The sequence below is a fragment of the uncultured Tateyamaria sp. genome, assembly GCF_947494755.1.
Taxonomy (GTDB): Bacteria; Pseudomonadota; Alphaproteobacteria; order Rhodobacterales; family Rhodobacteraceae; genus Tateyamaria.
In genome coordinates this window covers 118,646-138,304 of record NZ_CANLVZ010000009.1, presented here as the reverse complement: position 1 = coordinate 138,304, position 19,659 = coordinate 118,646, and the positions used below count along the sequence as shown (strand labels likewise).

Annotated in this window: 19 protein-coding genes and 1 pseudogene; 13 read left to right on the top strand and 7 right to left on the bottom strand. The window is 60.9% G+C overall.

Annotation, left to right across the window (positions count from 1 at the left end; all coding sequences use genetic code 11):
- The first annotated feature begins 42 nt into the window (after positions 1 to 42).
- Complete coding sequence (locus Q0908_RS12775; protein ID WP_366869147.1) at positions 43 to 504, top strand: potassium channel family protein; 462 nt, start codon at positions 43 to 45, stop codon at positions 502 to 504.
- Between the two features lie 174 nt (positions 505 to 678).
- Positions 679 to 1,233, top strand: a complete 555-nt coding sequence (locus Q0908_RS12770) for a hypothetical protein (RefSeq protein WP_299284845.1) — start codon at positions 679 to 681, stop codon at positions 1,231 to 1,233.
- Between the two features lie 13 nt (positions 1,234 to 1,246).
- On the opposite strand, the gene Q0908_RS12765 is transcribed toward Q0908_RS12770, so the two are convergent.
- The 3 genes and pseudogenes from Q0908_RS12765 to Q0908_RS12755 all read right to left on the bottom strand — a co-directional run.
- Positions 1,247 to 2,086 (bottom strand): SDR family NAD(P)-dependent oxidoreductase, encoded by an 840-nt coding sequence (locus Q0908_RS12765; RefSeq protein WP_299284842.1) that lies wholly within the window; start codon positions 2,084 to 2,086, stop codon positions 1,247 to 1,249.
- A 56-nt stretch (positions 2,087 to 2,142) separates the two neighbouring features.
- Complete coding sequence (locus Q0908_RS12760; RefSeq protein ID WP_299285008.1) at positions 2,143 to 2,439, bottom strand: hypothetical protein; 297 nt, start codon at positions 2,437 to 2,439, stop codon at positions 2,143 to 2,145.
- 43 nt (positions 2,440 to 2,482) lie between these two features.
- Positions 2,483 to 3,142, bottom strand: a pseudogene (locus tag Q0908_RS12755) (SDR family NAD(P)-dependent oxidoreductase); the annotation flags it as partial.
- Positions 3,143 to 3,260: 118 nt separating this feature from the next.
- Between Q0908_RS12755 and Q0908_RS12750 the strand changes: the two are divergent.
- The 4 genes from Q0908_RS12750 to Q0908_RS12735 all read left to right on the top strand — a co-directional run bounded on the left by Q0908_RS12750 (position 3,261) and on the right by Q0908_RS12735 (position 8,138).
- Positions 3,261 to 3,989, top strand: coding sequence for a LysR substrate-binding domain-containing protein (locus Q0908_RS12750; RefSeq protein WP_299284838.1), 729 nt, complete (start codon positions 3,261 to 3,263; stop codon positions 3,987 to 3,989).
- Positions 3,990 to 4,339: 350 nt separating this feature from the next.
- A complete protein-coding gene (locus Q0908_RS12745; RefSeq protein ID WP_299284836.1) occupies positions 4,340 to 5,911 on the top strand; it encodes a DUF4173 domain-containing protein in 1,572 nt (523 codons plus the stop codon).
- A gap of 8 nt (positions 5,912 to 5,919) precedes the next feature.
- Positions 5,920 to 6,600: a response regulator transcription factor gene (locus tag Q0908_RS12740; RefSeq protein ID WP_366869143.1), complete on the top strand. Its 681-nt coding sequence runs from the start codon at positions 5,920 to 5,922 to the stop codon at positions 6,598 to 6,600.
- A complete protein-coding gene (locus Q0908_RS12735; protein WP_299284833.1) occupies positions 6,597 to 8,138 on the top strand; it encodes an ATP-binding protein in 1,542 nt (513 codons plus the stop codon). The genes Q0908_RS12740 and Q0908_RS12735 overlap by 4 nt, the downstream gene beginning before the upstream one ends.
- Before the next feature lie 50 nt (positions 8,139 to 8,188).
- On the opposite strand, the gene Q0908_RS12730 is transcribed toward Q0908_RS12735, so the two are convergent.
- Both Q0908_RS12730 and otsB read right to left on the bottom strand, forming a co-directional pair.
- Positions 8,189 to 9,574: a trehalose-6-phosphate synthase gene (locus tag Q0908_RS12730; protein WP_299284830.1), complete on the bottom strand. Its 1,386-nt coding sequence runs from the start codon at positions 9,572 to 9,574 to the stop codon at positions 8,189 to 8,191.
- Complete coding sequence (gene otsB, locus Q0908_RS12725) at positions 9,571 to 10,323, bottom strand: trehalose-phosphatase (protein WP_299284827.1); 753 nt, start codon at positions 10,321 to 10,323, stop codon at positions 9,571 to 9,573. The genes Q0908_RS12730 and otsB overlap by 4 nt, the downstream gene beginning before the upstream one ends.
- Before the next feature lie 276 nt (positions 10,324 to 10,599).
- Here otsB and Q0908_RS12720 point away from each other — a divergent pair, with 276 nt between their 5' ends.
- The gene (locus tag Q0908_RS12720; protein WP_299284824.1) at positions 10,600 to 10,761 is read left to right on the top strand and encodes a hypothetical protein; all 162 of its coding nucleotides are present in this window, start codon (positions 10,600 to 10,602) and stop codon (positions 10,759 to 10,761) included.
- Here Q0908_RS12720 and Q0908_RS12715 read toward each other — a convergent pair.
- A complete protein-coding gene (locus Q0908_RS12715; protein ID WP_299284821.1) occupies positions 10,758 to 12,305 on the bottom strand; it encodes an alpha-amylase family glycosyl hydrolase in 1,548 nt (515 codons plus the stop codon). The two genes, Q0908_RS12720 and Q0908_RS12715, sit on opposite strands and share 4 nt — an antisense overlap.
- Positions 12,298 to 13,152, bottom strand: coding sequence for an SDR family oxidoreductase (locus Q0908_RS12710; protein WP_299284818.1), 855 nt, complete (start codon positions 13,150 to 13,152; stop codon positions 12,298 to 12,300). Before Q0908_RS12710 ends, Q0908_RS12715 begins: the two co-directional genes overlap by 8 nt.
- Positions 13,153 to 13,468: 316 nt before the next feature.
- Between Q0908_RS12710 and hmgA the strand changes: the two genes are divergently transcribed.
- The 6 genes from hmgA to Q0908_RS12680 are packed head-to-tail and all read left to right on the top strand — an operon-like array spanning position 13,469 to position 19,464.
- Positions 13,469 to 14,830 (top strand): homogentisate 1,2-dioxygenase, encoded by a 1,362-nt coding sequence (gene hmgA / locus Q0908_RS12705; protein ID WP_299284815.1) that lies wholly within the window; start codon positions 13,469 to 13,471, stop codon positions 14,828 to 14,830.
- Entirely contained in the window at positions 14,827 to 15,459 is a 633-nt protein-coding gene (maiA, locus tag Q0908_RS12700) for a maleylacetoacetate isomerase (protein WP_299284812.1), read from the top strand. Before hmgA ends, maiA begins: the two co-directional genes overlap by 4 nt.
- On the top strand, positions 15,456 to 16,697 hold the full coding sequence (gene fahA, locus Q0908_RS12695; RefSeq protein ID WP_299284809.1) for a fumarylacetoacetase: 1,242 nt from the start codon (positions 15,456 to 15,458) through the stop codon (positions 16,695 to 16,697). Before maiA ends, fahA begins: the two co-directional genes overlap by 4 nt.
- Before the next feature lie 5 nt (positions 16,698 to 16,702).
- Complete coding sequence (locus tag Q0908_RS12690; RefSeq protein ID WP_299284806.1) at positions 16,703 to 17,653, top strand: MBL fold metallo-hydrolase; 951 nt, start codon at positions 16,703 to 16,705, stop codon at positions 17,651 to 17,653.
- Positions 17,654 to 17,672: 19 nt separating this feature from the next.
- Complete coding sequence (locus Q0908_RS12685) at positions 17,673 to 19,298, top strand: FAD-dependent oxidoreductase (RefSeq protein ID WP_299284804.1); 1,626 nt, start codon at positions 17,673 to 17,675, stop codon at positions 19,296 to 19,298.
- Positions 19,285 to 19,464, top strand: coding sequence for a DUF2783 domain-containing protein (locus Q0908_RS12680; RefSeq protein WP_299284801.1), 180 nt, complete (start codon positions 19,285 to 19,287; stop codon positions 19,462 to 19,464). The genes Q0908_RS12685 and Q0908_RS12680 overlap by 14 nt, the downstream gene beginning before the upstream one ends.
- Positions 19,465 to 19,659: the final 195 nt, after the last annotated feature.

The following is a 19,659-nucleotide window of genomic DNA, read 5'->3' as shown; positions in this document are numbered from 1 at the left end:
CTCCCTAAAAGGACTTGGTTCGCTGTAGCATTCCGAAAACGTTTGAATAGTCGGAAGTTGAAAATTGAGCAGCCTTCAGCAAATCCTACTGGGCTCGGGCCTCTTGGCCTCCAACGCGGTCATCCACGTCCTTGCGGTCGCACTGAGCTTGCCGGCGTTCAAGGTCTGTTCCGGCCTTATCCCGAAGGGCAAGCACCCGTTTGGCCGGATCATCCTTTTCCTGATGTTGACGCTTGGCGTCATCGTCTTGGCACAACGATTCAGATCTGGACATGGGCGGCGGTGTTCCTGCTGATCTCGGACCTGCCTGATTTGCCGACCAGTTTCTACTTTGCGACGGTCACCTACACCACGCTCGGATACGGCGACATCGTTCTGGACGAAGGCGCACGCATCGTGGCGACCTTTGGCGCGATCACCGGTTTGCTGACCTTCGGGATCAGCACGGCCTTCATTATCGGCGTGCTGTCGAGAGTGTTGCCCGCGAGCCTTGGCGACTACTGACCCGCAGAATGTGTGTGAACCAACGGGCAAATCCGAGCGTGCAGGCCGCTGCATCTGGCCCTTTGCGGGCCGCAGAGGCTCGGGCACCGACTTGGCAATGCGGCGATGAATGCGTAGCGTGACCCTACGGGATCAGGGGTGGGGCGTCCGGCCTGTCAGGTGGAGACCGAACTTATGCGAACTACGATTTTCGGGGTGGTCCTTGCACTGATCTGTCTGTCGATGGCACTGAGTTGTTCGGGCCCATCGAATGCACCCGGACCCTTTGTCGAAATCACGCGGGCGAAACTGGATTCTGCTTTGGCAGCGGCGCTGGCGCGAAGCCGCGAGGTCGATTTCCCTGAGAAGACGCGGTTTGAAGAGTTGCGCTTCCGCCACGTCGCGGGCCTGGGCATCGAAGGGCGCGCGCGGTTCTTTGACCCGGCGACGGGGGGCTATCCGCCGCCTGATATTGAATTCTTCGGGTCGGTGCCGATGGGGTGGTGGCGCGTGAAGGAGGGGATGCTGACCGTGAAACTCGCCGCGGTGGACGGGATCGATCCGGTCCCCGGCGGGTTGCCTTCGACCAGCCAGACGGCCGAGCGCATTCGCGACAGTCTGGGCACCGGGGTTGGTGATCTTTTGTCGCGGATGTCCTTCCCGACGGGTCTGGATCCCAACCGCCGCTGGATCATCGGCAGCGGCCAAAGCACGCCACAGGCCCTTCGTTTCGAACTCCGCCCGCGGTGAGGTCCGGCTATCGTCAGCCGCCTTCAAAACGTTTGAACGCATCCGCGTAGTCGGGATGCCACCGTGATAGCGCGGGGCGGTTTTCCACCACATCCTGAGCAGCCCAGGCCACGCGGCGCTGGTCGATCTCTTCGCTTACTTCGTTGTCCGGGCACAGGATATAGAAATCGTCCCGTTCCAGCCGCTCAAACAGATAGGACACCGCTTGTTCCGACGTCCATGCGGCGGGTGGCTTGTCCGGAAGGAAGGACGCGATCATGCCGGTATAGGTGAAACCGGGCACAAACAGGTGGGCCGAGATCGGTGCGTCGGCGGCGCGCAAGTCGTGCGCCAGCATTTCTGTCAGAACCTTCACGCCCGCTTTTGACACGTTATAACCGGGATTGCCGGGCGGGGTCGTGATGCCCTGTTTGGACCCGGTGTTGATGATGGCGGCGGGTCGGTTCGCCTCAATCATCAGTGGGACAAAGGCGTGAACGCCGTTCACGACGCCGAACAGGTTGACGTCGATCAGACGACGCCAATTCTCGGACTTGCCCCAGCTTTCGGTCGGCACCGCGATGCCGGCATTGTTCATCAGCACGGCGACCGGGCCCAGATCCTGCGCGGTCTGCGCCAGATGGGCCATCGATGCGGCGTCGCTGACATCGGTTTTTGCGGTGATGACCTTAGCCGACCCCTGCGTGTGTGCTTCGACGGCACGGGCTGCGTCCTCCAGCGCGTCGGCGTTCGTATCGACAAGCACGACGCTCAGCCCTTGTCGGGCAAACGCCTTTGCCGCCGCCAATCCGACGCCGCTTGCGCCGCCGGTCACCACGGCCAGGCCGCCCGTCTCAATCGCGTCCTTGAACATAGGTCTGTCCCTTTCTGGCGCGCCCCGCTGATCGCGGAGCGCACATTGCTGTTACCTTAACCGATATTGCGCGCGGCGGAGCCATAACTGACATCCAGCACCTCGGCGGTCATGTTTTTGGTGGCGTCGCCAGCAAAAAACATCACGGCCTTGGCGATATCCTCGACCTCGTGGTGGCCCACTGGGATCGGGTTGCCGGGTTCCAGCAAGGCAGACACCGCGTCGAAGGTCGGGTTCGGATCGTTGGGCAACATCTTGCCCAGGATAAAGTCGTTGTCGGCAAGCGGTGTGCGCACCAGACCGGGGGCCACCACGTTGCACATGATGTTGTCGCGACATGTTGTCGCGACCATAGGAAAGTGCGGCGCTCTTGGCGAAACCGATCACCGCCCATTTCGTCGGGGTGTAAACCGGGAACAATGCGTTGCCGACTCGCCCCAACTCTGAGGATACATAGATGATCCGCCCGCCGCCATTCGCGCGCATATGCGGAACCGCCGCTTGCGTTGTCTTGACGGTGCCCGCCACGTTGATCGCGAACACGGTCGAGATGTCGTCGGAAGACAGATCCTCGATATTACCAGCCTGACTGACACCCGCATTGGCGAGCACGATGTCGAGGCTGCCGAATGTCTCGACGGCGCGGGCCATCGCGTCAGCCTATGCGGCACCGTCACGCACGTCACCCTTGTAGGTCATGCAACGCACGCCGTGGGCCTCGACGGCGGCCTTGGCACCGGCCAGATCGGCGTCATCGGACAGCGGGTATTGCACGTGGGGTACATCGGCGGTCGCGATGTCGAACAGCACGATATTCGCGCCCGCCTTGGCCAGTTCCTCGGCAGCGGCCAACCCGATGCCGCGCGCCCCGCCCGTGATGAACGCGGTCTTGTCCGACACTTCCTTGGCGGCGTTTTCGGTTTTCGCCTGCGCGCGCCCCGCGCCCACAAAGGCGGCGGCTGCGCCGATCGTGCCAGCCCGCAAGGCTGCGCGGCGTCCATGGTCCTGGGGTTGGTCGTTGGCGGTGCCCAATTGTGCGGCAGTGTTCTGTGTCATCTTGTTCCTCCGATCTGGTCGATGTGATGCCGTTTTGGCTATGCAGGGAAAGATGGGGTTGTGGTTTTCGCCCGGTAAGGGACTGAATTGCATTCAGTAATTGCAAAATGAGCAATTAATGCCCGATCCGACTGACGATCTTTTCATCCGCGTCGTGGAAACCGGCAGCCTGAAGGCGGCCGCGGCAGAGGCCAAAGCCGATCCGTCCTCGGTCACGCGCAAAATCGCGACGCTCGAAAAACGTCTGGGGGCCAAGCTGTTGATCCGCTCCACCCGACGGTCCCGGCCGACCGAGGCGGGCCAAGCCTATTGCGATGGGATCAAGCGGCTGGCGGATGAACAAGCCGCGCTCAGGGCGGAAATCACGGGCCTGTCCGAGACGCCAAAGGGGCTGCTGCGCGTCACGGCACCGGTCGATTTCGGCGCACGTTTCGTCACGCCCGTGGTGGATCGGTTGCTACGCGCCTATCCGAACCTCGCGGTTGAGTTGCGGCTTGGCAGTGATTTCGCCGATCTGCGCGAGGCCAATGTGGACGTCGCGGTGCGGATCGGGGCGCTGTCTGACAGCGCATTGATCGCCTGCAAATTCGGCGAAGTTCCCCACGCGCTGGTGGCGGCACCGGCGTATTTCGACAACCGTGATGTGCCGCAACGGCCCGAAGATCTTGCCGCGCACACCTTCATCTTCTACCGCCCCTATCCCGAGATGACGCTGACCCTGATACGTGGTCCCCGGAGCCGGAAGGTGACCGTGACGTCCCGGGTCAGCATCAACAGTATGAACGCGATGCGCGGTATACTGTTTGCGGGCCACGGCATTCTGCAATCCCCCCTTTGGGCGGTCTAGGATGCCCTGGCCGAAGGGCGCGTGATCCGTGTGCTCGAGGACTGGGGCTTGCCAGCCTACCCCTTGAACGGTGTGTTTCTTGAAACGGCTTTTCGCCCGGCGAAATTGCGGGTGTTTCTTGATGCGATGGCACAGCAGGTCAAAGGCGCGCCGTCGTTGCAGACGAGCTGACATCGGGCGATCTGGGACTTATGCGCACCGAAATGATGCGGAGTGTCACACGGCTCTGTCACGCCCCTGTGAGCTGTCCTCAGGCTAACCTTCTGCACGAGGTCTGCACAAACTGATGAACGCATCTGCAATCCCGGTTCGTAGAGGTCCGGCTGAATGATGAGCCATAGGACGGAAAAATGACCGAATTCACGATACGCGGTGTTCCAAACTCGATCGAGCATGACGCATGGTGGTTGGCCAGTGACGCCACACCCGATCGCCTCGCACCATGCCAACCTGATGAAAACACGGATGGGGTGGGCCTGACCCGCCGTGTCGTGGCGTTGGGTGTTCTGGCGTTGGTTCTTTTGGCCGACGTCCTCTTCTGGGACCATTCGGCGGGCGTGTCGTTGGTCGTCTTCAGCGCCGCCCTCAGCGGGGCCGCAATCGCCAGTCTTCGCCCCAAATTCAGCGTGACCAAATGGGGTGCCGTGGCGGCGGCCTGGATCGCCTGCGCCTTGCCGGTTGTCGAATATTTGCAATTTACCTCTGTGCTTGTCCTCCTTGCCGGGCATCTCGGGCTGCTGATCTGGTGTGCGCTGCAATCGCGCACGGTCGGGCCGGTCCTCCGCAATCTGGTGCGGTTGCCTTATCTCATGCCCATATTTTCATGTCTGTCGGGCTATGATGCCGTGCGCAGTGCGCGCATGCCTGCTGCGGTGCAGTCAAGCCGCGAGGCTGTGATGGCCTGGGTGCTGCCCTTGTGCGCAAGCAGCGTCTTTCTGCTGTTGTTCATCGGGGCAAATCCGGTGCTTGAGCGATGGCTGGATAATGCAACGCGCATTGAGGTCAACGCCTTCGACCCATCGCGTGTCCTGTTCTGGGCCTTCGTCGCTTTCGCCGTCTATCCCTTCGTGGCGTTCATCACGCTGACCAAATCCTTTGCGACAGAAACGAGGTGCCGGTTGGATCGCCCGCGACGTTCCGACAGGATCATCAATGCCCGGTCGGTCACGATTTCGCTGGTCCTGTTCAACGGGATGTTCCTTGCCCAGAACACGACCGACATCGCGTTTTTGTGGGGTGGCGCGGCACTGCCCGATGGGCTGAGTTACGCGCGATATGCCCATCAGGGGGCCTACCCGTTGATGGCCACATCGGTCCTTGCAGGGTTGTTCGTGCTGATCTCCCGAAGGTTCATCCCATCCGCACCGCTCCTGAAAGTGCTGCTGCTGGCCTGGATCGTGCAGAACGTCTTTCTGGTGTCATCGGCCCTGGCGCGGCTGGAGCTCTATGTCGACGTGTATGGCTTTACCTACCTGCGTGTCCGGGCAGGGATCGGGATGGGTCTGGTCGCGGTTGGGATGGGGCTTCTGGCGTGGCAACTGTGGTTCAACCTGACGAATGCGCGGGTGACGATAATCTTTGCCGGGCTCTGTGCGGTCACGGTGTATGCCGGATGCTTTGTGAACTTTGGCTATGTCATCGCGCTCAAGAACCTGGAGGGTGACGCGGTTCGCATCGATACCCGTTACCTGTGCAGCAATGCGGTTCTGGCGATGGCGGCCTTGCACGAACACGCCCGGGACACCGGGCATGGCTATTGCAAACACATTGCGGAGTTCGGGGCCATCGAATCCGAAGGTTGGCGCGACTGGGGACTGCGCAAAGATCGCCTTGCCGCCGCACGCGCCGATTACCTGACGCTGATGCAAGCCGGTGGCGTGACATCATTCGACATGCCAATTATCACGGATCAGATGGAGTGAGCGAGATGATGACCGACATCTTAGTCGTGGATGACGATGCAAGCATTCGGTCGGTCATCCGCATGGCGCTGGAGGACGCGGGGTTTCATGTGTCCGAAGCGGCAAACGGCAAGGCCGCAGTTGTCGAACACCGCCGCACGCCGCGCGCCCTGGTGATCCTCGATATCGGGATGCCGGAGCTTGATGGGTTCGAGACCTGCACGGCCCTGCGCAAGTTCAGCAACGTGCCCGTGCTTTTCCTGACGGCGCGCGATGACGAAATCGACCGTGTTCTGGGCTTTCAGCTTGGCGGTGATGACTACGTCACGAAACCTTTCAGCCCGCGCGAGCTTATCTTGCGGGTCAAGGCGATACTGTCGCGTGGGCGGTTGGCGGAGGATGATGGTCGGTTGGTGCATGGCGACCTCAGCCTGCGCGCGCAGGCCCATGAGGCGGTACTTGCAGGCCAGCCGCTGGACCTGACGGCGACGGAATTTGCGTTGCTGCACATGCTGATGGCTGCCCCGGATTGGGTGCGCACGCGGGATCAGATCATCTCTGCGGTGTATGGCGCAAACAATGTCATGTCAGATCGAACCATCGACAGCCACATTCGAAACCTGCGCCACAAGACCCAGGCGCTTGGTTATACGGACATCATCCGCACGATACATGGCGTCGGTCTGCGCTTGGGGTCATGTACGGCGTGACGGTCCCGGACAAATGGCGCCCCTCGCTGGCCCTGTTGATCGCATGCGTCGTTGGACTGCTGCTGGCCCTGCCGTTTCTTGCGCTTGTGGCGGCACGGACAACAAGCAACCAGTTTGTCCGCGAGACAGAGGCCAACCTGCATGCGCAAGCCGCGATCTATGCGACGTCTTTTGCCCAAGCCTACGAGGCTGCGGCCACCGCACCGCTCGAAGGCGTTCGACTGAGCGCGGCGCAACGTGAGCGATTGGCGCAGGACTGGCACCCGATCGAGGCCCGACTGGCCGTCAGCAACAGTACCATTCTGCCGCCAAGGCCCGCGCCGATGGCGGCAACGACCCCGGCCGCTGATGCCTATGTTCAGATCGCCAAGTCGCTGTCCGACCTCGCCAAACAGGCGCAAAAGACCACCTTGGTCGGGTTTCTCGCGCTTGATGAAAACGGGACTATCATTGCCAGATCAGGCACCGATGCGGGAAACCTTGGACATATTGGCGAGGTGCGGCGCGCGTTGAACGGCGACGTGGTTTCGGTGGCGCGGTGGCGCACGGAGGAGTATCGAAACCACTCGGTGCGCTCTCTCAGCCGGGATACGAGATTTCGGGTCTATGTGGCCCATCCAGTGGTCGTGTCTGACCATGTCATTGGCGCGATATACCTGTCGCGCACCCCGTCCAATCTGAACAAATATCTGTTTCAGCAACGCCACACGTTCATCTGGCTCGCCGTGGGCGTGTTGGTCGCGGCGTCCCTGATCGGGGTGTTCATGTGGCGCTTCCTGACCCGTCCGGTGCTGCAGCTGCAACGGCAGGCGCAGGACATCGCCGCCGGGAAATCCGAAGCGCAGGTGTCTGGCTATGGTGTGAAAGAGTTGGCAGGTCTGGGCCAGAGCCTGATCGACATGGGCGCAACCTTGCGAAAAAACGCCGCCGCGCTTCAGACCTATACCAAGCATGCGACGCATGAATTGAAATCACCGGTTACCTCGATCATGGGTGCTGCGGAACTGCTGGAAGCGCCGGACATCCAGGACGCTCGCCGCACTGCACTCGCCGCGACGGTCAAAGCCGAAGCGACGCGCATGGACCGGCTGCTTGATCGGATGCGCGAGATGGCACGGGGGCAGAACCTGCTTGAGACCACACCGACTGACCTCAAGGCCGTGTTGCCCGTCTTGCGTACCAAATTCGATGACCTGCACCTCGAGATCGGCGGCGATATCGATCAACCCCTGCCAGTGTCTCACGAGGCAGCGATCATCTGCTTTGGGCATCTGGTTGAAAACGCGGCAGAGCATGAGGCCAGCACCGTTCGCATCACCTTTGATGCAGCGACCTCGACCATTCAGGTGCAAGACGATGGCACAGGCATTTCGCCTGCCAATATCTCCAAGGCTGCTGAACCATTCTTTACCACCAAGCGCGAAAGCGGCGGCACCGGCATGGGCCTTGCGATTTGTGCGGAGATCATTGCGCAACAGGGGGGCAGGCTGGACATTCTGCCGTGCGAGGATGGCACTGTGATCAAGATGTCCTTTTGAGCTCGGGCAACGCGCATGCCCGCTGTGTTCGTACTCGGGCGCGATCCGGACTAGTCCTGTAGCACCGACAATTGAGCAGGCCCTTGGTCGAACACTTGCAGATAGCTTGATGTCCAGGTCCGAATATCGCTGTCCTGAACCGCTTCGAACAGAGCGGTGTGGCGTTCGATCCGTTCGGCGCGCGGCATGTCCAACGCGGTGCGGATCGCGTCTGCCATATGCGCCACATCGTACGGGTTGACGATCAGCGCCTCTGTCAGCACCTCAGCTGCGCCAGCACCGCGTGACAGGATCAAGACGCCCGGATCTTCCGGGTTTTGGGCCGCGACGTATTCCTTTGCCACGAGGTTCATGCCGTCACAAAACGGTGTGACCAGACCGACCGCCGCCGCGCGATAGAGCGCGGCCAGATGCGCCCGCGGAATACCGCGGTGCAGGTAATTGATGGGGTTCCAGCCCAATTCGGCATGTTCGCCATTGATGGTGCCCGCTATCAGTTCGCAGTGCTGGCGCACGTCCTGATAGGCGGTGAGTTCACCGCGCGTGGGCGGTGCGATCTGCAGGAAAGTCGCGCGCGGTGCCTCCGGGTCGCGCTCGTCCAGATAGCGCCCAAACGCGCTGAGCCGGTTTGGCAGGCCCTTTGAATAATCCAGCCGGTCAACCCCGATGATCAGCCGCATGTCATCGGGCAGATGGGCCAGCGCGCGCCCATCAAGGGCCGTTGCATCAGCCTGAAACCCCTTGGTATCGATACCGATGGGAAAGCTGCGCAGCATGAATTCGCGACCACGATAAAGCAGGTTGCCGTTCGAGAGATGCTCTGACTGGTCTTGCTGTCGGAACAGCTCAAGTGCTGTGCCGACATCGGCCTGGGTCTGCAAGCCCACAAGGTCAAAGGCGGCAAGCCAGCCGGGAAACTCCGCCGCCTGTGGCAAGGCCTGCAAGTCCTGCGGGGTCGGGAAGGGAATGTGATGGAAATAGCCCAAGGTCGCCGTCACCCCTTCGGCACGCAGACAGGCGGCAAGCGGCAGGAAATGGTAGTCGTGAATCCATATGCGATCCTCGGGCGTGCAAATCGCGGCCAGCATGCGCGCCAACCGCTGGTTCACGCCGATATAGTGGGCAAAGGCCGAGCGTGTGATTTCGATCAGGTCTGCGCGGCGGTGACAGATTGGCCACAGCACGCCATTGGCATAAGACAGATAGTAGCCTTGTTGCTCGGCCGGGGTCAGATCAAAGGTTTTGATCTGGTAGCCATCGCCATCGACGGTCTGGAACGTATCGGCGGGGGTGTCGGTCAGATCGCCGGACGTGCCCACCCAGAGACCGCCATGGGCCTTCAGGCAATCATGCAAAGCCACGACCAGCCCGCCCGATGGCGGTCCGTCCGAAGGCGCGCGGTTTGATACGACGATCAGGCGGCCTGTCTTGGTCATTGGGTGCCTCCGGCCAACCAGTCCTTCAGGACCCGGCGCATCGTCGCGGGGTCCGGGACGCGCCAGCGCGCTTGCGTCTCACCTTCGCCGACCTTGATACTGTGCCCGCCCGCCGTGTTGACCACGGCAAAGCCCGCCTCATCCGTTGTGTCATCGCCGCAAAACAGCGGTGTGACCCCGTCGCGTAAAAGGCTGCTGACGACGCCGCCCTTGTCCACATCCGCAGGCTTTAACTCCATCGCCATCTTGGCGGGGTGTGCGACCATGTCGGGGTCGTCTTCGACCAGTTGCTCGGCGAAGCGGGTCGCCTCCGCAGCCAAATCCGGCGCGTTTCGAAAATGCAGCACTGCCCCCGCCGCCTTCATCTCGGCCAGTGTGCCCGCATGATCCGCGACGAAATCGCGGATGGCAGCCTGATATTGCAGGATGGCGGGAGACCCGGCAAGGTGGTGGTCACGCATATCGCCTGCGATGCGGGCTTGGGCACCATGCCCACCGTAGAGGTCTCCGGGGAAGTCAGGCAGGTATTGGGCCAGATCATCAACCGAACGGCCGCTGACGATGCAGGCGCGCCCGTCTGTGCGGTGCCACAGACCAGCCAGCAAATCCGGCAAGTCCGGGGGCACGCAAATGCCGTCGGGCGTGCTCGCGATGTCCACGAGTGTGCCGTCGAAATCGAGGAATAGAAAAGCAGCCTCCGGACGCGGCCAATCGTGCATCAAGGAGGCCGTGACGAGGGGGATTGGCATGTGCGGACCTTTCATTTGAAATTCAACTGCCGATCCGCCGACTGGTTCCCGGATTTCTGCCGGTGGAACGGGGCTGTCTGGTGCGCGTTGGCTGCCGGTCGTTCTGAACAACCGCCTGTCGATGAAGCCTGAACTGGCCCCACCGATCTTTGCCCCCGCCGTGGCGGCGGATGCGGTGATGAAGGCAATGGGTAAGCGGTCGGGTGAGGTCTCCTTCGGCACGTCGGTGTTCTAGCCCATTTTCAGGGGCATGGTGTTGCCCGCGCAGGTGCGGAAATGCAGAAATCTGACCGACCCGAGCCCGAGGGTCGTCGCAATACCTTGTTTGACCTCATCGACCATCAGGCCCCGCCGAAGGTTCATTTGGTGATCGGGCGCAAGCTGTTCTTCGCTACGTTGGGTGCCGGCGCGTTCGCGCTCCGCCTGATCATCGGCTAGCCGGTTTTCCAAATTGCGGTCGTGCGGCCAAGCACATCACCGGTCGAGGGTTGGCTTGCCAGAAAGGGCGGGCCAGCGTCGCGGACATAGGTCTGGGTGCCGTAGTTGATCACGATCTCCCATGTCGCCTCGTCCGTGTCGGTCTGGCAGATCAGCACGTCACCGTCGACGCTGTGGCTTACGACCCGGCCATCCTGCCATGACTGCGCTTTGCGGGCCGCGATTGCGCGCTGATAAAAGCCCCTTATGCTCTGCTCGGTTTGCGCATCGGCACAGCGGTCATCGGACCACCGCATCGGCAGCCACGGCGTTCCCTTGCTAAAGCCAAAGGTCGGCCCCGCTGTCCATGGCATCGGCACACGCGCACCCTCGCGGCCCGGTCCATCGGGCCAATACAGCAAGTCCAGCGGATCGGTGGTTTCCTCGCGCGACAGGGTGGCTTGGGGCAGGCCCAGTTCCTCTCCCTGATAGATCAACCATGCGCCCGGCAGCGTTGCCATCATCAGCGCGAAAAAGCGTGCGTCGCGGTCAGACCCATCGCCCGAGGCCGAGATGTGGCGGGGCTGGTCGTGGCTCGACAACCATTTGGGATAGCGCGACAGATCAGAGATCGCGTCAAAGACGCGCAGCAACGTGGCAGCGTCCGCCCCGTTTTCGGGCATGTCGATGGTGTAGCATCCATCCAGACGCCCGGGTTGCGTAAAGTCCAATGCCAGTTCCAGCGAGTTGTTACCCGATGTGCTTTCCCCGATCAGGTAAGCATCCTCGCCCGCCCAGTCCCGCAGCTTTTCCGCATAGGCCGCCCCATCACCGGGCAGCATGTCATAAACGTGGTCCTGATAGGTATAGGGCACGAAATTCTCGCCCGACACCTTCTCTTGCACTTCGGGTGACGCTGGCGGGTTGTCCTTGAGGCTTTTATCAAACAGATATGACGTCACCGCATCAAAGCGAAAGCCGTCCACCCCACGGTCTCGCCAATAGCGGATTTCCCGGCGGTGCATCTCCTGGACCTGTGTGTTGCGCAGATTGAGCGAGGGCTGACAGCTGAGGAATTGGTGGAAGTAATATTGCCGCCGCCTGTGGTTCCAGGTCCAGCCGGGCGGGCCGAACTGGGACAACCAGTTGTTCGGAGCAGTCCCATCCGGTTTTGGATCGGACCACAGGTAACAGGCGGCGGCCGCGTCATCCCCTTCGATTGCGGCCTGAAACAGAGGGTGTTGATCGCTGGTGTGATTGAGGACCTGATCAATCATCACGCGCAGTCCGTGCTTCTTTGCCGCTGCGACCAGATCATCGAAATCGGCGAGGGTCCCAAATCGCGGATCAACCGCGCCGTGATCAGCAACATCATAGCCGCCGTCGACCATGGGCGAGACGAAAAAAGGTGACAGCCACACCGCATCGACACCGAGGTCTGCGATGTAGCCCATCCGCTTGGTTATTCCGGCAAGGTCACCCTCACCCGTTCCGGACGTGTCCTGAAACGAGCGGGGATAGACCTGATAGATCGCCGGATTTGCGGGCCACGATCCCCTAGGCACCGACGATCATACCGCCGTTCGGATGCAAGGTCTGGCCGTTGAAGTAATTGCCGTCGGACGAGGCAAGGAACAGATAGCTTGTCGCGACCTCCCAAGGTTGACCCGCGCGGCCCATGGGCACTTGGCTGCCGAAATCCTCGACCTCTTCGGCTGGCATGGTGCCCGGGATGAAGGGCGTCCAGATCGGGCCGGGGGCGACCGTGTTCACGCGAATGCCCTTGTCCGCCAGATTGCCCGCCAGCGAGCGCGAAAAGGCCAGGCTGGCCCCGCGCGTCGTCGAATAGCTGATCAGCGAACCCATGCCCGCAAAGGCGTTGACCGAGGATGTGTTGATGATGCTGTCACCTTTCTTCAGGTGTGGCAGCGCGGCCTGCGTGCAAAAGAAGTAAGCCATGACATTGCTGTCGAATGTGCGACGCAGCCGGTCTTCGGACAGTTCCGTCAGGTCTTCGTCCAACCACTGCATCGCGGCATTGTTGATCAGGATATCAAGCTGGCCAAAGGCCTCGACGGTCTTTTCCACCGCTGCGGTTGCGTTCTCCTTCACGCCCAGATCGCCGGGCAGCAGCAACGCCTGAGACCCTTCGGCCTCGACCAGTTCCTTGGTCTTTTCCGCGTCTTTTGTTTCGTCGTAGTAGGCGATTGCGACCTTCGCCCCTTCGCGCGCAAACAGAACTGCGACGGCGCGTCCGATACCGCTGTCACCGCCGGTGATCAGCGCCACCTTGTCCTTCAGTTTACCGACACCGGGATGGCGCGGCATGTAATCGGGCGCGGGGTTCATCTTGTGCTCGTCGGCGGGCATCGCATCCTGGTCCTGCGGCGGGATCTTGACGTGTTCGTTCATGGTACGTTCTCATTTGGCTGTGTTGATAAATCTGGGATGGAAACGGTTTTGCGTCGAACAACGTTCCACGGAATTTCTTGGGTGTGCTGCATGAGGGTGCGGCACGTTGCACTGGACGACGCACCGACTGACGCAGATCAGACCTGGCAGCTTTTGCTTATGTGCGGGGCCGACGCGCCCGGGGGGACTTGTGGCCAGAGGTGTCAAACCTGATGGCCAACCGACGATCAAATTTCCTGATATCTGAGCAGAACGATCGTTGATGGTTACAAAAGCAACAATTACGAACGCAACCGTTGCATAGAGGATCATGACTATGAACAAGGATAGTGCACCAAAAGCCTTGCAGTCTGCGGCAACGCCCGTTGGCACCTCTCCGGGTTATATGCCCGGATTTGGAAATGATTTCGAAACCGAGGCGCTGCCCGGCGCGCTGCCCCAAGGTATGAATTCGCCACAAAAGGTGAACTATGGCCTTTACGGAGAGCAGCTGTCCGGCACCGCCTTCACCGCGCCCAGCCACCAGAACGAACGCACGTGGTGTTATCGCATCCGCCCTTCGGTCAAGCACACGCACCGGTTCAAAAAGATCGATCTGCCCTACTGGAAATCCGCACCTCACGTGAACCCCGATGTGACCTCACTCGGCCAGTACCGGTGGGATCCGGTGCCCCATTCGAAGGACGGGCTGACATGGCTGACGGGGATGCGCACCATGACGACGGCGGGGGATGTAAACACCCAGGTCGGCATGGCCAGCCATATCTACCTTGTCACTGAAAGCATGATTGATGCGTATTTCTACTCTGCCGACAGTGAGCTTTTGGTGGTGCCGCAGGAAGGACGGCTCCGTTTCGCCACCGAGTTGGGAGTGATTGATATTGAGCCGCAGGAAATCGCCATCATTCCACGCGGGCTGGTCTACCGGGTCGAAGTGCTTGAGGGGCCATGCCGCGGCTTTGTGTGCGAAAACTACGGTCAGAAATACGAATTGCCCGGGCGCGGGCCGATTGGAGCCAACTGCATGGCCAACCCGCGCGACTTCAAAACGCCCGTTGCGGCCTTTGAGGATCGCGACGCACCCAGCACCGTCACAATCAAATGGGCCGGTCAGTTTCACGAAACCAAGATTGGGCATAGCCCGCTCGACGTGGTCGCGTGGCATGGAAACTATGCGCCGTGCAAATACGACCTGCGCACCTATTGCCCGGTCGGTGCGATCCTGTTTGACCACCCGGACCCGTCGATTTTCACGGTCCTGACAGCCCCGTCCGGGGTCGAGGGGACCGCCAATATCGACTTTGTCCTGTTCCGCGACCGCTGGATGGTGGCCGAGGATACGTTCCGGCCGCCATGGTACCACAAGAACGTCATGTCCGAACTGATGGGCAATATCCATGGCGTGTATGACGCCAAGCCCAAGGGGTTCGTGCCGGGTGGGATGTCGCTTCACAACATGATGCTGCCCCACGGTCCCGACAAGACGGCGTTTGAAGGGGCGTCGAATGCGAACCTTGGCCCCGACTATCTGGCCAATACGATGTCGTTCATGTTCGAAACCCGCTTTCCGCAGCACCTGACCGAGTTTGCCGCACATGAAGCCCCGCTGCAGGACGACTACATCGACTGCTGGTCGGACCTGGAAAAGAAATTCGACGGGACGCCGGGCAAGAAATGAAACTCTATTCCTACTGGCGCTCGACCACGTCTTACCGGGTCCGCATCGCGCTTCACCTGAAGGGTGTCGCTTACGAGACGGTCGCCGTGGACCTCGTGGCGGGGGTACAGGCATCCGATGACTACGCGGCGCTGAACCCGATCAAAGGGGTGCCAACCCTGATCACGGATGAGGGGCACGTAATCACGCAATCCATGGCGATCCTCGATTATCTGGATCATCTGGTGCCCAATCCCGCGCTGCTGCCGCGTGACGATCTGACCTTGCGCGCGCAGGTGCTGGCCGCCGCGATGGTCTTTGCCACGGACGTGCATCCCGTCAACAACCTCAAGGTCGTCAAAAAGGTGCGCGGCCTTTCGGACGAAGCGACAGGCATTGCATGGATGCAGGACTGGATGCGTCAAGGCTTTGCCGCCTTTGACGCGCTGATCGCACGGGACACGCCATTCAGCTTTGGCGACACACCCAGCCTTGCCGACATCTGCCTTGTTGCACAGGCCTATAATGCGCACCGATGGGGCGTCGATCTTTCCCCTTACCCCCGCCTTCAAGGGATCGAGGCACGCTGCCTTGCGCTGCCCGCCTTTCAAGCGGCCAAACCCGAACATCAGAAAGACTCCACATCATGACATTGCTCCGCTCCTGGGTCGAAACTGCGAACAGCGCGCAAACGCCCTTTCCTTTGAACAACCTGCCTTATGGGGCGTACATTCCGGAGGGCGAAGAGAATCCACGTTGCTGTGTCGCCATCGGGGATCAGCTTTTTGATGTTCATGCGGCTGAGGCTGATGGCCTTGTTGATATCGACAGACTGAGTATTGCCGGAACCGGTGTATGGAACGGGTTGATGGAATATGGGCCTCAGATATGGGCCGCTTTCCGGACGCGTCTGACCAAAATCCTGGCTGAAGGATCCGCAGACCAAGAGGCGGCTGCGAAATATCTCCACCCGCTGGAGAGCGCGCGGTTGTCGATGCCGGTGACTGTCGCGGAATACACCGATTTCTATGCGGGACGGCACCACGCCACCAATGTCGGGACCATGTTTCGCGGCGCTGAAAATGCACTGCCGCCGAATTGGCTGCATATTCCGATTGGCTATAACGGGCGCGCCTCATCCGTCCTGCTGTCCGGTACGGATATCCGCCGGCCGTGGGGTCAGTTGAAAGGCCCCAATGATGCCGCGCCGCGTTGGGCTCCCTCGCAGCGTTTCGATATCGAGCTCGAGATGGGGGCCATCGTGGGTCAGCCCTCGGACGGGCCAATTTCGGTGGATCAGGCCAACGCCAATATCTTTGGCTACGTGTTGCTGAACGACTGGTCGGCGCGGGACATCCAAGCGTGGGAATACCAGCCGTTGGGGCCGTTTCAGGCCAAGGCGACCGCCACCTCAATCAGCCCGTGGATCGTGACCAAGGCGGCCCTCGAACCCTTCCGCTGCGACACGCCCGCGCGCGAGAAAGAGCTGTTGCCGCACCTGCGTGACACCGGGCCAATGCTGTATGATATTCCGCTGTCGGTCACGCTGAATGGCGAAACGATTGCGCGGACCAACTATAACGAGCTTTACTATTCCGCCGCCCAGCAGCTGGCCCATCACACCATATCCGGCTGCCCGATGCGGGTCGGGGACCTTCTGGGGTCCGGCACGATCTCAGGGCCGGAACGGGGCAATCGCGGCTCGCTTCTGGAACTCAGCTGGGGTGGAAAGGAACCGCTTGAGACGAAATCGGGCCAGCGCAGCTTTATCGAAGACGGTGATACGCTTGCACTGCACGGGGCGGCATATGGTGACGGCTATCAAATCGGGTTTGGCGACTGCGTGGGAACGCTGCTGCCTGCCCTCGACGACCCATTCAAAGGATAAGACCAATGGCAAAAGCATTCGCATCCCAAGGCGACCTGACCGAGAAAAAGATCACCTTTGACGAGGTAGGGCGTGATTTGTGGGCCTTTACCGCCGAAGGGGATCCGAACTCGGGTGTGATCATCGGCGACGACAGCGTGATGATCGTAGAGGCGCAGGCCACCCCGCGTCTGGCTGAAAAGGTCATCGAAAAGGTGCGCAGCATCACCGATAAACCGATCAGCCATCTGGTATTGACCCATTACCATGCGGTGCGTGTGCTCGGGGCGTCGGCCTACGGGGCGGATCAGATCATCATGTCGGATGCGGCCCGCGGCATGGTCGAAGAACGCGGACAGGAAGACTGGGACAGTGAATTCCAACGCTTTCCCCGTCTGTTTGAAGGGCATGAAAGCATTCCGGGCCTGACCTATCCGACCACCACCTTCAGCGACAGCATGACGGTCTACTTGGGCAAACGCCGTGTCGATATCAAACATATCGGGCGCGCCCATACAGCGGGCGATGCGGTGATCCACGTGCCGGACGAGAACGTGATGTTCACCGGCGACATCGTTGAGGATCACTCCGCCTGCTATTGCGGCGACGGGCATTTTGCGGATTGGGGCAACACGCTGGATGCGATCACGTCCTATGACGTCGATGCAATTGCGCCGGGCCGCGGCGAGGCATTGGTCGGCAAGGACGCGGTCGAACGCGCCATCGAAAGCACCCGCGATTTCGTGACCTCCACCTACGAGCCTGCGGCACGCGTCGCGGCCCGTGGCGGATCGTTGAAAGAGGCCTGGGACGCCGTGCGCGCGGCTTGCGATCCGAAGTTCAAGGACTACGCCATCTATGAACACTGCCTGCCGTTCAACGTCGCGCGCGCCTATGACGAAGCCCGTGGCATTGCACATCCCCGCATCTGGACGGACACGCGTGATCTCGAAATGTGGGCCGCACTTCAGGGCTAACGCATCAGGAGGACAGACCATGGTGGCCGAACGCTACAAGACAGCCTTCACACTTTACCCCTACGAAAAGGTCCCGGCACAGTCGGCGGCGCCGGTTCGGCACCCTGTGGTGATTGTCGGTGGCGGGCCGGTCGGTCTGGCGCTGGCTCTGGACCTCGGGAAAAAAGGGACACCGGCTCTTGTCCTGGACGATCACGAAGGGGCCGGGCAGGGCAGCAAGGCGATCTGCTTTGCCAAGCGCACGCTCGACATTGCGCACCGTCTGGGGGCAGGGGAATCGATGGTCGACAAAGGCGTGGTCTGGAATGTGGGACGTGTCTTTCACGGTGACAACCAGCTTTTCGCTTTTGACCTGCTGCCTGAAGAGGGTCATCGCAACCCGGCATTCATCAACCTGCAACAGCCCTATTTCGAACGCTACCTCGTCGATGAGATCCGAACGGCACAAGCGCACGGAGCTCCGATTGAAATACGTGGCAGGAATGCGGTGACAGGCGTCACGGTGCAAGGCAGCGGCGCAGTCATCGACGTCGATACGCCCGATGGTCCGTATCAAGTCGAAGCGGATTATGTGATTGCCTGCGACGGTGCGCGCTCGCCCATCCGGGACATGATGGGGCTCGATTTCGATGGCCGTGTGTTCGAGGATAACTTCCTGATCGCGGACGTCCGTATGACGGCCGATTTCCCGACCGAACGCTGGTTCTGGTTCGAACCGCCCTTCAAGGACAGCGGACAATCCGCCCTTTTGCACAAACAGCCCGACGATGTCTGGCGCATCGATTTTCAGCTTGGCTGGGATATCGACCGCGACAGGGAGCTGCAAGAAGACCGCATTCGCGCCCGCGTGGACGCCATGTTGTCCAGCCAGACCGGGCACGTGCCCGACTACGATCTGGTTTGGACGTCAATCTACACCTTTCAGTGCCGCCGGATGAAGCACTTCCGGCACGGGCCGGTGTTCTTTGCCGGTGACAGTGCCCATCAGGTGTCGCCCTTTGGTGCGCGCGGTGCAAATTCGGGTGTGCAGGACGCCGAAAACCTTGCATGGAAGCTGGATGCCGTTCTGAAAGGGCAAGCCGATGAAACCTTGCTGGACAGTTACCACGCCGAACGGGCTTTCGCGGCGGATGAGAACATCCTGAATTCATCGCGTGCGACAGACTTCATGACCCCCAAGAACGAGATCAGCCGCTTGTTTCGCGACGCCGTGCTCGACCTTGCAGGGTGCCACGCATTTGCGCGTCCGCTGGTGAACTCGGGTCGCTTGTCGGTGCCCAGTGTCTATGACGGGTTCCCTCATTTCGGCCCTGACGCATTGCAAGGTCCGGTGGCAACGCGGCCCGGTGCCGCCTGCCCGGATGCGCAGATGGGCGAGGGGTTCTTGCTGGATCACCTTGGTGGAGACTTCGCCGTTCTGGTCTTGGGAAGCGGCGCGCCTGAACACGGCCCCTTGCGCGTCGTCGATATACCAGACCCGTCTGACGGAGTGCGATCGCGTTATATGGGCGATGCTGCGCGCGCGATTTACCTGATCCGTCCTGATCAGCACATTGTCGGACGCTGGCCTTCCTATGACCGAAAGGCGGTTGATGCCGCACTTGCCAAAGCCTTGGCGCGGGAGGGATCCCATGTTGACGCTTGAGCCTAATATTCCTGACCCCGATGGCTTCTATGACGCGCTGTTGAAAGCGCATGAGGGTTTGTCTCAAGCACAGAGCATGGCGTTCAATGCACGGCTGATCCTCATTCTGGCCAATCAAATCGGGGACCGCGACACGCTGCGCGCGGCGCTTGAAGCGGCTAAATAAAGTGCCCTGAATGGGCGCGGCAGGGAACGGAGATGAAAGCCGTTTACGCGGCAAGATCAAGCAACGGCTTGAGTGTGCACTTTAGACCTCCCTGCATCATGACGGTGGCCAGCCGGGGCACCCATCTGCGCAGTCATGTGCGGGTCACGTAGATTGCTACGTAGCCAGCTGACATAGCTTTGAGCGGCCATCATC